Below are 14,485 nucleotides of genomic sequence, written 5' to 3' on the forward strand. Positions count from 1 at the left end.
AACCAAACAAAAGCCTCTGGAGCAGCTTGCTCTAGAGGCTTTTGTTTGGTTGGGGCTCTTTGTCTAGCTAGCGAAATAGTGTCCCTGCTCTAAATCTTCCAGTAGCCCTACACGAGTTGGGTGCCAATCCAACCACTGTTGGGTAAGTGCGCTGGAAGCCGCTAGATCCATGCTCGCGAAGCGTGCAATCCAGTTGAAATGTTCTGTCGCTTCCTCCACCGATTTCGACGCTACTGGTACATTCAGGTGCCGGCCGATTATATCAGCTAGGTCACGTAGCGAAATTCCTTCATCGGCTACCCCGTGGTAGCATGCTCCAGCTGGGGCTTTTTCTAGCGCCAACCGAAACAAATGGGCGGCATCGAGCCGGTGTACGGCTGGCCAGCGGTTCAATCCTTCTCCGATATAGGCCGCCTCACCTTTTTGCCGAGCCACTTCAATGAGATAAGGAACGAAGCCGTGGTCACCCTGGTCGTGCACCGACGCGGCCAGCCGTACCACCGACGCGCGCACGCCCTGCGGAACTAAGGCTAGCGCCGCTTGCTCCGATGTGCGGGCTCCGCTAGTAGGCACATCTTGCTCGGTGGCTATGCGGCCTTCAGGGAATCCGGCCAGACCCGAAGTCACAACCAGCGGCCGATTGGAACCAACCAATATGCTGCCCATTGCCTCAATGGCACGTTGATCAGTGACAGCCGCAGCTTGATACTGCGAGAAGTCGTGGATAAAGGCCAGGTGGATAACACCATCAGTAGTGCTAGCTCCGTGTTTCAAACTGTCGAGGTCATTTAGGTCGCCTCGTAGCACTTCAGCTCCGGCCGCTGTCAATGCTTGTGCTGACTTGTCGGAGCGAGCTAGGCCTAGCACTTGATAGCCGGCTTGCAACAATTCCTGCACCACGGCTGAGCCAACAAAACCTGATGCCCCCGTCACAAAAACTTTCATAACTGATTTGCTTAAAGAATGATACTTCCTGCACAAAGGTCAGCAGCACGCCTTGCTATCCATTGCGCCAAGCAAACCATCTACTGTAGAATTCAAACAATCAGGTCGTTTAGAAAGCTAGGTAGTAGGCACTATTTATTGATAGTAAGCAGGATTTGTACTGTGTGCATCAACAAACAAGATGATAATGGATGTTGGCTTAAGTCTACATTTGATATGCATCTACTTATTCGACTTATCATCACGGATGATTTCGCTGCTCATCGATCACAAAAAGCTCTCATTGCATTATTGCTAAGCAAATACAGCTAGCATCTGTACACTATTAAAACCTTAAATATCAACCTTCAAGACGTGTAGCATTAGGGTTTTACACATATCTTATAGCCATTTCCAACTATACCTGCTTACCCTAGTTCTGTATGCCGACCAGCACCAAACATGCTGCCTATTTTGAAAACGCTATTGGTCGGATTACCGAGCATCCGGAAGGGTATGCTTTCGTTCTGTACTACAACGTGCCCCGACAACTCAATGACTTACGGGCTTTGCTGATGCATCTAGGTCAACTATTGCTGCGGCGCGGGTGGCACCGTATTCTAGTGGACATGTACTCGATTCAGCCCCTAACCGAGCCGGAAAAAGCTATGCTAGCCAAGGAATGGTATGGAGGCGTAATTGCGCGGCCCCAGCGGATATGCACAGCATTTATAATGGCGAAAGATGCGGTTACTCGGCTTTCCATCCGCGAAATCCAGATTTATGCTCGTAAGCAGAACGACTCCAATGCTTTCCAAAGCTTAGACGAGGCCCGCGCCTATTTAATTACCTGTTAAGTGCTCGGTTATCACTGAGTTGATAGGAAAGTACTCTTCAAGCCGATAGATATGCTATGCAGGCTAGCTTGGCAACTCGGCAGCTACGCTTTTGGCAACTTAGCTTCTACTGTTGCTGGAAACTCCAACCGAAAAACGCTGCCAACACTTTCTACCGATTGCACCTGAATGCTGCCTTTGTGTAGGTGCATAATTTGCTTGGCTAAGCTCAAGCCTATGCCTGACCCGTTTGGATGCGTGGTGAAAAATGGAATGAAAATGCTGTCCAACAAGTCAGCGGGGATGCCAGTGCCGTTATCTACAACTTCGAGAACAACCTGTTCTTTCTCCCCCATCCTCGCCAGCAACTGAATCTGCGGATAAGGGCGTCCTTCTACTGCGTGCGTAGCATTGAGAATCAAGTTGATCAGCACTTGTTCCATCAAGCGGCTATCGGCTTGTAGCAGCAAATCAGGGGGGTGCACGGAAATTAGCAGTTCAGTACGCTGCTCCGTGAGTTGACGCGTCAGTAAGGCCTGAATGCTATTAAACAGCTCCTGCACGTAAATAGTGGTCAGCAGCGGCGTAGTGATTTTGCTGAAATTGCGGTATACCTGGGCAAAATTCAGTAGGCCTTCGCTGCGGTGCTGAATGATGCTGATACCTTCTTCCACATCATCGAGCAAATCGGGGTCGTAGCCGAGCGGCTCGGTGGCTTTCTGTTTTTCCAGACGCACATGACGACGTAGGGTATCGGCCAACGACGCAATGGGAGCCACTGAATTCATGATTTCGTGGGTCATAACCCGTAGCAACTTTTGCCAGGCCTCGGTTTCGGTTTCGTCTAACGCATGGCTCACATTCTTGAAAGCAATAAGTGTGAAGTTGCGGCCTTGCAGTTTAAACGATGTGGCCGAGAGCAGCAGCTGCATGGTTTTTTGCTCCACCGTGAGTTTCACTATCACCGGGCTGCCGGGCGCAAGCTGCATAATAGCGTGGTAGAGCACCGCATGGCGTTTTTGCAGCGCGTGAATATTGCGCAGGTAAGGCAGTTCAAGTGTTTGTTTAAACGACTCATTTACCCACTCTACATGCCCTTCTGCATCGTAGGAAATAATGCCGGTATCTATTAGCTCCAGCACCGTTTGCAGGTAGGTGAACTGCGCCTCTTTTTCTGCGCTGAGCTGCCGAAACGTGCTGTTGATTTGGTTGAAGGCTTGGTGGAGTTGCTTGAGGGAAGGATTGGTGTGCTCTTCGTTGAAGTGCTGGGAAAAGTCCCGGTATTTTACCGCCAGAATAAAACTCGCCAACTCTTTGTTACTGCGGGTCACGTAGCGGGCCAGCTCCAGTACCAGCGCAATAATCAGGAAGCCAGCGAATAGTGCTAGGACGTACGAAGCCCGGTTCATGTAATACACTGCCCCATACAGCAACGCAAACAGCCCCAGGAGCCGAAGAAAAATGCCGATTTCGAGCCGTTTAAAGGTCATGTTTTTCGAGGCGACGGTAAAGGGCAGTGCGCGTGATACCGAGTTCTTTGGCAGCTTTAGTGATGTTGCCGTTGTGGCGCTCGATGACGCGCAGAATTGTGTTCTTTTCCACTTCTTGCAGTTGCAAAGGACCGTCGGTGTACTCTGTCAGTGCGTGGCCGAACGCAGGCAATGGCAACTCCATAGCCGAGAAGCTGAAATCTTGGGGGCGTAGCACGTTGCCCTCGGCCAGGATGACGGCCCGCTCCACCGCGTGTTGTAGCTCCCGGATATTGCCAGGCCAACTGTGCTGCTTTAGCTTTTTGAAGGTAGTTGACTCAAATTCTGGAACGGCTTTGTGGTTGCGAGCCGCGTACAGGGCCGCAAAATGCTTGGCTAGTAGCAACACGTCGTCGCCCCGCTCGCGTAGCGGGGGCAAGGTAATTTCGACGGTGTTGATTCGGTAGATTAAATCTTTACGAAACTGACTTTTAGCTGCCAACTCGTAAAGCGGCGCGTTAGTGGCCGAGATAAGTCGGATATCAACGGGCACTGGCACGTTGCTGCCCAGCGGAATCACCTGCCGGTTTTGCAGAACCGTCAGGAGTTTGGCCTGCTGCGGCAGCGAGATATTACCGATTTCATCTAGAAACAATGTGCCGGTAGAAGCCGCTTCGAAGCGTCCGATTCGGTCGTCCTTGGCATCTGTAAACGAGCCTTTTTTGTGGCCGAAAAGTTCGCTTTCAAAGATGCCTTCGCTCATAGCGGCTAAGTCAGCTGTGATAAAGGGTTTGCTGGCTCGAAATGACCGTTGATGCAAGGCTTTTGCTACCAGTTCTTTGCCGGTGCCGTTTTCGCCGAGCAAGAGCACGTTGGCTTCGGTGGGCGCCACTTTCTCGATTTTATGAAATAGCTCTTGCATGAGCTCGGAGTTGCCCAAGATGGCATCATCCGCAAAGGAGCCCGGCCGTTTGGGCTGACTACTAGCAAGGCCGCTTTTACGAGTTTTCTGCTGCAACGCGGCCTTTAGGGTTTCCAGTAACTTTTCGTTGTGCCAAGGTTTAACGATGAAGTCGGTGGCGCCGGCCTTCAACGAGCGCACCGCCGTGCTGACTTCGCCGTGCGCCGTAATCATAATCACGGTGGCGTCTTTGTCGCGTTCCAGGATGCGGCTGAGCCAATATAGGCCTTCGTTGCCGGTGCCTAGGTTGCTTTTGAAGTTCATGTCCAAGAAGACAACATCGAACGTTTGCCGGCTCAGCACCGAAAGCAAGTTTTCCGGATTCTTCTCCGTCACGACTTCTTGCACCTCGTTTTTGAGCAGCATCTTGACCGCAAACAGCACATCCCGGTCGTCGTCAACTACAAGCACGCGCGCTTTACTGGAAGCCATTAGAACTGTTGCGAATGAGGGATGAAAAATGGGTAGTAGTCTAGCCAAGAGCGCCTTACCTGAAAAGCAATAGCGTCAAAAGTTGTCACGCTAAGCTTAGCAAAGCTAGCGGTTCATGCAGGTGCTTACTCGGATAGATACTAAGTACTCGAATACCCACCACAAACTGTACTAATTTACAAAAACGCCCTTCGCAGCTCGCTAGGCGAGTTTTCAGGCAGGTAGCTACTTTAAATGTATCAGTACCGGACAATGTAGTGTATCGAAACCGAACAGTTTTGCCTCAGGGCAAGCCGGATTCTTATTCAACCAGCTGATTAACAGCGTATTATTTAGCTGGCACAATCCTTACGGTGTACATATCGAAAGCAGTTGTGAGGGCATACAACGCATTTCGAGAATCATGGACGTACCTATTCAAAAGAAAACCTGGACCACCCGCAAGCTGCTACTGTTAGCTGGCCTTGTGCTTGTGATGGGCCTGTTGGTAGCAAGCTTTTTCTCTACGGCTGGTCCCACCAAGCTAAACGTGGACCCCGAGCGCCTTACAATCAGCACGGTCACTAAGGGCGCTTTTCAGGAATTTATTCCTATTGATGGGACGGTGATGCCCATCAAAACCATTTATCTGGATGCAACCGAGGGCGGTACGGTGAAGAATATTCTGGTGGAAGATGGCGCGACGCTTACTCCCGGTCAACCCATCATCGAACTGACCAACACCGATTTGCAGCTGGAAATGGTAAACCGCGAAACGGCCGTGTTCGACCTGATGAACAACCTGCAGGACACCCGCAACCTGATGCGGCAAAACCGCATTCAGCAACTCAACCAACTGGCCGATATTGACTACCAACTCAAAGAAGCTAAACGCATTTACGAGCTCAACAAAACGCTCTACGAGCAGAAGGTTGTTTCGCGGCAAGAATTCAACCAAAGCCAGAATAACTACCAATACCAGGTGCGCAAGCAACAGCTCACTCGGCAAAACCTGCAACAAGATTCGGTGGCTATGCGTCAGCAAATCAACCAAATGCAGGAGTCGGTGGGGCGTATGCAAAGCAACCTCGCTTTGATGCGCAAGAAGATGGATGACCTTACCATTAAGGCGCCGGTGGCCGGGCGTATCACTTCCTTGAATGCCGAAATCGGGGAGTCGAAGGCGCGTGGACAGCGGATCGGCCAGCTCGATATGCTCAACGGCTTGAAAGTGCGCGCCAACATCGATGAATACTATATCTCGCGCATTTTTCCGGGGCAGAAAGGTGAGTTTGTGCTTGACGGCAAAACCTACGCGCTCAGCGTAAAGAAGATCTACACGCAAGTGACCAAGGGCCTGCAAGTGGACATGGAATTTGTGGGCAAAGTGCCAGAAGGCATGCGCCGCGGCCAAACCTTGCAAGTACGCCTTGCTCTTAGTGACCAAACACAAGCAGTGCTGGTGCCCAAAGGCGGCTTCAACCAGAAAACCGGCGGCAACTGGATTTTCAAAGTGAACGAGGGCGGCACGAAAGCCTACAAAGCCGATATCCGCCTGGGCCGCCAGAATCCGGAATACTACGAAGTGCTAGAGGGCCTCAAGCCCGGCGACAAAGTGGTGACGTCCAGCTACGAAGGCTACGAAGACATGGGCGAACTAGTGCTTAACGACAAGAAAGACTAACGGGCAGCTCTTAGCTATAACTTGAATCAACCAGTTCAATTCGCAGCACCATGATCAATATTGAAAACCTGGAAAAGGTATACCGCACGGAAGAGGTCGAAACCAAAGCCCTGAACAAGGTATCCCTCGTGGTGAACGAGGGCGAGTTTGTGGCCATCATGGGTCCCTCGGGGTGCGGAAAGTCCACTTTGCTGAACATCATTGGCTTATTGGACGAGCCCGATGGGGGCAGCATCAAGTTTGCCGGAACGGAAATAGCGCATTACACCGAGCGCAAACGAGCCGACTTGCGCAAGAGGAACCTCGGTTTTGTGTTCCAGAGCTTCAACCTGATCGACGAGCTGACGGTGGTGGAGAACGTGGAGCTGCCCCTGATTTATCTGGGGATGAGTGCTACTGAGCGTAAGCAAAAAGTAGATAAAGTACTCGAGAAGATGCAGATCATGCACCGCCGCAACCACTTCCCGCAGCAGCTTTCGGGTGGGCAGCAGCAGCGGGTAGCCGTAGCCCGGGCCGTGATTAACTCGCCGCGCCTGATCCTAGCCGACGAACCTACTGGTAACCTTGATTCGAGCAATGGCAACGAAGTGATGGAATTGCTCACCGAACTCAACGAAGCCGGCACCACCATCATCATGGTGACGCACTCCGAGCACGATGCCCGCTATGCCCACCGCGTTATCCGCCTGCTCGACGGCGAGGTGGTGATGGAGAACGTGCACAAGCAGTTCACCGCCTGAGTTTCGGGCTTCTATTGCATTGGCGGCATCTTGATTCTATTTATACCTAAGGCTTAGCGGCATGATTTGGCATTCCCTGCTCCTGATTTACCGCAACTTCAAGCGGTTCAAGACCACGTTTTTTATCAACCTGATTGGGCTATCCACGGGATTGGCGTGTGCCTTAGCGGTGTACCTGTGGGTGAACGATGAGTTGAGCTTCGATAAGTACCACGCCACCGACAGCCGGCTTTTCCGGGTGATGGAAAACGTGCGTACCGATCAAGGCATAAACACCCGTTGGGGCACTCATCCGCTTCTGGCCGAGGCGCTGGTGGAAGAAATGCCGGAAATTGAATCCGCCGCCACCGTTACGCCTCCCGGTTTCTTCCCTCAGTTCACGCTAGTAGGGGCAAACAAGAATGTGCGGGCCGTGGGGAAATACGCGGCTGAAAACTTCTTCAGCCTCTTCACTTATCCGCTCGTTCAAGGCGATGCTAATCGGGTATTAGCAAACAAATCAGCCATTGTGCTTTCCCAAGAAATGGCAATTGCGCTGTTCGGCACGCCCCAAAATGCTATGGGAAAGTCGGTGGAGTGGCAGATGGGGATGGCGGATCTGAAGCAGACCTGTATTGTCTCGGGCGTGTTTGGGCCCATTCCGCCTAATTCCACTGAGCGGTTTGATTTCGTGCTGACCTTCGATGCTTTCAAGGACATCATGAAGATGGGGCAGCGAATAACCTGGGAAGATGATGGGCCTTTTCACACTTATATCGTGCTAAAGGAAGGCACCAATACCGCCCAATTTAACAGCAAAATTGCAAAGCTATTGCAGGGCAAAAGTGCCAAGAATAAGAGCCGTACGCTTTTCGTAGAGCCATATTCCGATGCGTACCTGTACGGCGAATTTGAAAACGGAGCGCACGCGGGCGGACGAATCCAGTACGTTAGGTTGTTTTCGGCCATAGCCTTGTTTGTACTACTGATTGCCTGCATCAATTTCATGAACCTGGCTACGGCCAAGGCCACGCGCCGGGTAAAGGAAATTGGGGTCCGGAAAACGTTGGGTGCCAGCCGGGCAGCGTTGGTTATGCATTTCCTGGCCGAATCCGTGCTAATGTCGTTGCTGGCCTTGCTCGTGGCCGTTATGCTGGTGCAGTTGGTATTGCCGCAGTTCAATGAAATTACCGGTAAGCAGCTAGCCCTAGAGCTGAGTCTTAAGAGCGTTGGAGCTTTTCTAGGTATTGCCTTGCTGGCGGGGTTGCTAGCGGGTAGCTACCCGGCTTTCTACTTGTCGGGGTTCAAGCCTGCCACGGTATTCAGGGGCACGCTCCGCAATTCGATGGCCGACCTTTGGACGCGTAAGGGCTTGGTGGTGTTTCAGTTCGCGTTGTCGGTGCTCTTCATCGTTTGCGTGCTGGTGGTGCATCGGCAAGTTGCTTTCGTGCAGAGCAAGGACTTGGGATATGATAAGAACAACATCATCTATTTCGAAACGGCGGGTAAGTCTGCGCAACAACCCGTGGCGTTCCTTGCCGAGCTAAAGCGGCTGCCGGGGGTACTGAATGCGTCGGGTATGTGGGGATCTTTCGTGGTGGTCGGCCCCCAAGGAATGGGGCCACAGCTAGAGTGGGGAGGCCGCAAAATACCCGTCAACAACTTAGGCGTGAACTACGACATGCTGGAAACGCTTGGGATTCAGATAAAGGCGGGTCGCAGCTTCTCCCGGCAGTTTCGCTCCGATAGCCTAAAGATTATCGTCAACGAAGCGCTGGTAGCAACGTTGGGCATGCAAAATCCGGTAGGTAAAGTCTTGGGTAAGGCGCAAATTGTGGGCGTAGCCAAGAATTTTCACTACGAGTCGCTCCACGAAAAAGTAGAGCCGTTTATCTTCCGGCTGGAGCCGCAGGCCGCTGGCACTGTGCTCGTTAAGCTTGCCCCAGGCCGCGAGCAAGAGACCATCAAACTGCTCCAGCAATTTTACCGGCAGTTCAACCCTGGCCTCACGCTGGATTATCATTTTTTGGATGCCGACTACCAAGCGCAATATGCCTCGGAGCGGCGCATAGCGGTGCTGTCCCGATACTTTGCGGGTTTGGCAATTGTTATTTCCTGCTTGGGTTTGTTGGGTTTGACAGCTTTCACAGCCGAAAGAAGGCGCAAGGAAATAGGCGTGCGCAAAGTGTTGGGCGCTAGCGAATTCAGTATTGTTTACTTGCTGTCGAGCGACCTTACCAAACTAGTCGTCGTGGCTATTATCCTGGCTTTGCCCATCAGCTACCTCGTGGTAAGCCAGTGGCTCAACAGCTTCGAATATCGCATAGCGCTGCACTTCTGGTACTTCTTGGCGGCTGGTCTACTGGCGCTGCTGGTGGCGTGGCTCACGGTTGGTACGCAAGCCGTTCGAGCGGCCCGTGTCGCTCCGGCGCTCTGTCTGCGAGACGAGTAAAACCAGGCTCCACATAGCCCAGAACCAGGTTTTCATACTGCACGAAAAGGTTACTTTCCTTTTACGCTTCTCTCCTATGTTCAAGAACTATCTGAAAATCGCCTACCGGAACCTTGTTCGGCATAAGGGTTTTTCGTTTCTCAACATTGCCGGTTTGGCCCTTGGACTCACGGCGTGTTTGCTGATCGGGCTGTTTGTGTTCGATGAGTTGCAGTACGACAAGGCTATTCCGGAGGGCAACCAGGTGTATCGGGTGTACACCGAATACACTAAAAACGAAGCGCTGGAAACCTTCGCGGTGGTTCCGCCCATGTTTGCTTCTACCATGAAGCAGGAGTTCCCGGAGGTACAGCAAACCACGCGTATCCTAATGAATTCGTCGGTTAGTTTGTTTGAAGTGGGGGACAAGAAAATCTACCTGGAAAACGGACTGATTGCGGATTCCACGTTTTTCGAAGTTTTTCCGCTGCCTTTCAAATACGGCTCCGCCAACCAAGCCTTGGCCGGAACTCGGTCTATCGTGCTGGCCGAGGACGTCGCTAAAACGCTTTTCAACGACGAAGACGCCGTAGGCAAAGAACTGAAAATCAGCAAAACGACTTTCGTGGTGAAGGGAGTGCTGCGCAACAGCCTCTCGAAATTCCATTTGAAAGTGAATTACGTGCTGCCGATGGTAGCAGCCGAAATACCAGCCGAGCGGATGAAAAGCTGGGGGTGGCAACAGTTTTACACCTACGTGAAGCTAAAGCCCGGAACCGATGCCCAGCAAACCCAAGCGAAGCTGCAGGATTACATCGTGCGGAAAGTCCGGAACCTCGACAAAAAGGACCCCATCACCTTCGTTCCGTTTCTGCAACGCCTCACCGACATCCACTTACACTCGGCTAGCTTCAAATACGACCTAGCCGTGCGCGGCAACATCACCTACGTGAAAGCGCTTAGCCTTATTGCCGCCTTCGTACTGCTCATTGCCTGCTTCAACTTCGTGAACCTAGCCACGGCGAAGTCGATGCAGCGCGCCAAGGAAGTAGGCATCCGCAAAACGATTGGGGCCAGTCAGCAGCAACTCATGCTGCAATTCCTGATAGAAACGGTGCTGCTGACTTTTGTTAGCGTGTTAGTGGCCGCAGTTCTCACTTCCCTGGTGCTGCCTACACTCAACGAGTTCACGGGCAAGGACATGTCGTTTAACCTCCTTGCCAAGCCAATTATCCCGTTGCTACTGCTAATTCTGACGGTAGTGGTCGGGCTGGTAGCGGGATTCTACCCGGCTCTGGTGCTGTCTGGCTTCCAACCCATCAAGGTATTGAAGCGCTCCGTAGCGAGTGAGGGCATGTTCGGGCGGGTACAGTGGCTGCGCCACGGGTTGATTGTGGTGCAGTTCTCGCTCTCGATCTTCCTGATAGTAAGCGCCATTGTGGTCTTTCTGCAGGTTGACTACCTGCACAACAAAGACCTGGGATTCAACCGAGAACAAATCATGTTTTTCCCGATGCGCGGCGAGAACATGACCAAGAGCTACGAGGCATTTAAGAGCGAACTGCTTGAAACGCCGGGCGTAGCAGCGGTTTCCATTGGCTATGGCTTTCCGGGCGATGCCGTGGCCGGCGACGCGATTATAGTTCCGATAAAAGGGGAGCAGAAGCATTATCCGGTTACCCAACTGATGGTGGATTATGACTATATCAAAACCTTGGGGCTACAGCTGATCGCCGGCCGGGATTTCGCCAAAGAGTTGACCACCGATAAAGATCATGCTTTCATTATCAATGAAACGGCGGTGAAGGAGTTAGGCTTTGGCACACCTGAACAGGCTATGGGCAAAGCACTTTGGTGGGATATAAAACCCGATTCTCTTAAGAAAGGACAAGTCATTGGGGTGGTAAAAGACTTCCACTACAAGAGCCTGTACGACCGGGTGGAACCCGCCGTGCTGCACATCAACCCAGCCGATTACTGGAAAGTAGCCGTCAAGTTGAAGGGTGAAAACATAGGTAGCACCATCAGTGGCGTGAAGGAAGTATGGAGCAAATTCTCCCCTGATTATCCTATCGATTACAAGTTCTTGGACGATAATTTCACGCAGATGTACCAGGCCGAAGACAAGCTAAAGTCACTGCTTTGGGTGTTCACTACGGTAGCCGTATTTGTGGGCTGCCTTGGGTTGTTTGGGTTAGCTACTTACGCGGCCGAACGTCGGAAAAAGGAAATAGGTATCCGCAAAGTACTAGGGGCCAACACGTCTACCATTGTGGCGCTGCTGTCGAAAGAATTTCTGAAGCTGGTACTGGTAGCCTCCGTTATTGCTTTTCCGGTGGCGTGGATGGTCATGCGTAAGTGGCTGGAAGACTTTGCGTACCGCATCAATTTTCCGCTGTGGGTGTTCCTGGCAGCTGGGCTGGCCGCCGTAGCGGTGGCTTTCCTCACAATTAGTTACCAGGCTATTAAGGCGGCTACCACCAACCCCATTCAGAACTTAAGAGCCGAGTAAAGCTAGGCCGGTCAGCACCGGCAGCCGGCTTGGTTCACTCCTACTGTTCCGTCATTAGTTTTCTGTTCATCCATAGCTGTTGTCATGCTTCAGAACTATCTCAAAATCGCGTTGCGTAAGTTGTGGCGCAACAAGGCTTTTTCAGCTATCAATATTTTCGGGCTGGCTATTGGCCTCGCTACTTGCCTGATGATTATGCTGTTCGTGCAAAACGAGTTAAGCTACGACCGCTATAACGATAAGGCTGACCGCATTGTGCGCGTGGTGTTTCGAGGTTCGGTGCAGGGACAGAAGATGAAAGAGGCGAATGTGATGCCGCCGGTAGCCCGAACATTGCAAACAGAATATCCGGAAGTGCAGGCTGCTACTCGCCTGCGGGAAGGCGGTAGCCCCCGGATCAGCTACGGAGACAAGTCGTTCAAGGAAAGCAGCGTGGCCCTGGTGGACTCCAACTTCTTTCAGGTTTTCACCATTCCTTTGTTGCAGGGCGACGCCAAAACAGCGTTAGTTCAGCCCTACACGGTGGTTCTTTCGCAAGCCACTGCCCGCAAGTACTTTGGCAACGTGAATCCCATTGGCAAGGTGTTGACCTTCAAAGAATGGAACCACTCCTGCAAAGTGACGGGCATTTTCGATAAGGTGCCGGCCAACTCACATTTCCATTTCGATATTTTCGCGGCTCTTGCTAGCAACCCGGAAGCCAAAGCCTCGTCATGGATGACCTCCAATTACTTCACCTACTTGGTGCTGCCAGAGGGTTACGACTATAAAAAGCTGGAGGCGAAACTGCCGCAGGTGGTCGACAAATATCTGGGTCCGCAGTTGCAGAAAGCGGTGGGCATGAGTTTCCAGCAGTTCCGGCAAAAAGGCAACGACTTAGGGCTGTTCCTGCAACCGCTCACCGACATTCACTTGCGGTCCGATTTCACTGGCAATCTGGAAGCCGGCGGTGATGTGCGCTACGTATACATCTTCAGCTCGATTGCCGGGTTTGTGCTGCTCATTGCCTGCATCAATTTCATGAATCTTTCTACGGCTGGCGCCTCTAAGCGGGCCCGGGAGGTAGGCGTCCGGAAAGTGTTGGGGTCACTGCAAAGCCAGTTGGTTGGGCAGTTTCTGCTCGAATCCGTTCTGCTGACGCTGGTTTCTTTGATGCTAGCCGTAGTATTTGTGGCCGTAGCGCTACCCGTTTTCAACGACTTGGCCCAAAAACAGCTCACGTTCGACCTCATGGCTACTTGGTGGCTGTTGCCAGGTTTGGTGCTGTTCGGAGTGCTCATTGGGGTTTTTGCGGGCAGTTACCCGGCCTTTTTCCTTTCTTCCTTCAATCCGGTGGCAGTGCTCAAGGGCAAGATCACTTCCGGTAAAGGCAGCTTAGGCTTACGGAGCGGTTTGGTTGTGTTTCAGTTCTGCATTTCCATCATACTGATGGTTAGCACGCTGGTCGTGTATCAGCAGCTTGAATACATTCAAAGCAAGAAGCTTGGCTACGACAAAGACCACGTGCTGGTGCTGCCGGAAACCAATCTGCTGGGCAAGCACGCCGAAACGTTTCGGCAGCAGCTCCTGCAAGACCCGCGGGTGGTAAGTGTAAGCACCTCGGGTTACTTGCCCGCCGGCCAGACGTATTCCAACAACTTCCTGGTTTCCACCGACGACAATCCTACGCAGCTGCTGAAGGTACTTCGCTACGAAGTCGACCCGCAGTACCTCCCCACGCTTGGCATTCAACTGACAACGGGCCGCAACTTTTCAACACGCCATTCCACCGATTCGACGGCTGTTATCTTGAATGAAACGGCTGCCAAGACGTTCGGCTGGGACAAAAACGACTTGAGCCATACCATATCCAACGCTGATAACCAGGGGCACAAAGTCACCTACCGAGTTATTGGCGTCATCAAAGACTTTCATTTCAAATCTTTGCACGAACCCATCACCCCCCTAATCATGACGCTGGCTAACAGCTCGGGCGCCGTGATTGTGAAAGTGAAAGGCGCGGATCTGGCTGGCCTGGTGACGACATTGAAAGAGCAGTGGATGAAGTTTTCACCGGAAGAGCCATTCTCATACTCGTTTTTGGATGAGCGCTTCATGCAAACTTACGAGGCCGAAAGAAAGCTAGGGCGCATTCTTTACCTCTTCGCCGGGCTCACCGTGTTGGTTGCTTGCCTGGGTTTATTTGGACTGGCAACGTTTACAGCTGAGCAACGCACCAAAGAAATTGGCATCCGCAAGGTACTTGGCGCTTCAGTTACTAATATTGTTTCGCTGCTCTCCAAGGATTTCCTTAAGCTGGTTGTCGTGGCCAACGTAGTGGCGTGGCCGCTGGCCTGGTGGGCCATGCACCGCTGGCTGCAAGATTTTGCTTACCGCATTAACGTGAGTTGGTGGGTGTTTGTCTTGGTCGGCGCAGCAGCACTCCTGATTGCGCTGGTCACGGTGAGCGTGCAAGCAGTGCGGGCCGCTGCGGCCAACCCTATCAAAAACCTACGCGTCAATTAAGCGGCTGACACTAAACTCAGGTTGAAACGCTGC

At 52.2% G+C, this 14,485-nt stretch carries 9 protein-coding genes; 6 read left to right on the top strand and 3 right to left on the bottom strand.

Annotated elements, in window-relative coordinates; translation table 11 throughout:
• Positions 1-63: 63 nt before the first annotated feature.
• On the bottom strand, positions 64-945 hold the full coding sequence (locus tag MUN86_RS30305; RefSeq protein WP_245127716.1) for an SDR family oxidoreductase: 882 nt from the start codon (positions 943-945) through the stop codon (positions 64-66).
• A gap of 422 nt (positions 946-1,367) precedes the next feature.
• Here MUN86_RS30305 and MUN86_RS30310 point away from each other — a divergent pair, with 422 nt between their 5' ends.
• On the top strand, positions 1,368-1,781 hold the full coding sequence (locus tag MUN86_RS30310; protein WP_245127717.1) for a hypothetical protein: 414 nt from the start codon (positions 1,368-1,370) through the stop codon (positions 1,779-1,781).
• Between the two features lie 83 nt (positions 1,782-1,864).
• Here the strand turns inward: MUN86_RS30310 and MUN86_RS30315 are convergent, their stop codons facing one another.
• Complete coding sequence (locus MUN86_RS30315; RefSeq protein WP_245127718.1) at positions 1,865-3,250, bottom strand: sensor histidine kinase; 1,386 nt, start codon at positions 3,248-3,250, stop codon at positions 1,865-1,867.
• Positions 3,240-4,622 carry a sigma-54-dependent transcriptional regulator gene (locus MUN86_RS30320; protein WP_245127719.1) on the bottom strand — a complete coding sequence of 461 codons (1,383 nt, stop codon included), beginning with the start codon at positions 4,620-4,622 and terminating at the stop codon, positions 3,240-3,242. The genes MUN86_RS30315 and MUN86_RS30320 overlap by 11 nt, the downstream gene beginning before the upstream one ends.
• Before the next feature lie 403 nt (positions 4,623-5,025).
• On the opposite strand from MUN86_RS30320, the gene MUN86_RS30325 reads away from it, so the two are divergent.
• The 5 genes from MUN86_RS30325 to MUN86_RS30345 all read left to right on the top strand — a co-directional run bounded on the left by MUN86_RS30325 (position 5,026) and on the right by MUN86_RS30345 (position 14,452).
• Complete coding sequence (locus MUN86_RS30325; protein WP_245127720.1) at positions 5,026-6,285, top strand: efflux RND transporter periplasmic adaptor subunit; 1,260 nt, start codon at positions 5,026-5,028, stop codon at positions 6,283-6,285.
• A 50-nt stretch (positions 6,286-6,335) separates the two neighbouring features.
• Positions 6,336-7,025, top strand: a complete 690-nt coding sequence (locus MUN86_RS30330) for an ABC transporter ATP-binding protein (protein WP_245127721.1) — start codon at positions 6,336-6,338, stop codon at positions 7,023-7,025.
• Between the two features lie 61 nt (positions 7,026-7,086).
• Complete coding sequence (locus tag MUN86_RS30335) at positions 7,087-9,456, top strand: ABC transporter permease (RefSeq protein WP_245127722.1); 2,370 nt, start codon at positions 7,087-7,089, stop codon at positions 9,454-9,456.
• Positions 9,457-9,532: 76 nt separating this feature from the next.
• On the top strand, positions 9,533-11,947 hold the full coding sequence (locus MUN86_RS30340; protein ID WP_245127723.1) for an ABC transporter permease: 2,415 nt from the start codon (positions 9,533-9,535) through the stop codon (positions 11,945-11,947).
• Positions 11,948-12,031: 84 nt separating this feature from the next.
• Positions 12,032-14,452 (top strand): ABC transporter permease, encoded by a 2,421-nt coding sequence (locus MUN86_RS30345; protein WP_245127724.1) that lies wholly within the window; start codon positions 12,032-12,034, stop codon positions 14,450-14,452.
• The last annotated feature ends 33 nt before the right edge of the window (positions 14,453-14,485 follow it).

Origin of the sequence: Hymenobacter volaticus (assembly GCF_022921055.1) — a bacterium.
Taxonomy (GTDB): domain Bacteria; phylum Bacteroidota; class Bacteroidia; order Cytophagales; family Hymenobacteraceae; genus Hymenobacter; species Hymenobacter volaticus.

Coding starts and splice junctions, on each gene's coding strand:
- MUN86_RS30305 (WP_245127716.1), bottom strand. CDS start 945: ATGAAAGTTTTTGTGACGGGGGCATCAGGTTTTGTTGGCTCAGCCGTG.
- MUN86_RS30310 (WP_245127717.1), top strand. CDS start 1,368: ATGCCGACCAGCACCAAACATGCTGCCTATTTTGAAAACGCTATTGGT.
- MUN86_RS30345 (WP_245127724.1), top strand. CDS start 12,032: ATGCTTCAGAACTATCTCAAAATCGCGTTGCGTAAGTTGTGGCGCAAC.
- MUN86_RS30335 (WP_245127722.1), top strand. CDS start 7,087: ATGATTTGGCATTCCCTGCTCCTGATTTACCGCAACTTCAAGCGGTTC.
- MUN86_RS30315 (WP_245127718.1), bottom strand. CDS start 3,250: ATGACCTTTAAACGGCTCGAAATCGGCATTTTTCTTCGGCTCCTGGGG.
- MUN86_RS30320 (WP_245127719.1), bottom strand. CDS start 4,622: ATGGCTTCCAGTAAAGCGCGCGTGCTTGTAGTTGACGACGACCGGGAT.
- MUN86_RS30325 (WP_245127720.1), top strand. CDS start 5,026: ATGGACGTACCTATTCAAAAGAAAACCTGGACCACCCGCAAGCTGCTA.
- MUN86_RS30340 (WP_245127723.1), top strand. CDS start 9,533: ATGTTCAAGAACTATCTGAAAATCGCCTACCGGAACCTTGTTCGGCAT.
- MUN86_RS30330 (WP_245127721.1), top strand. CDS start 6,336: ATGATCAATATTGAAAACCTGGAAAAGGTATACCGCACGGAAGAGGTC.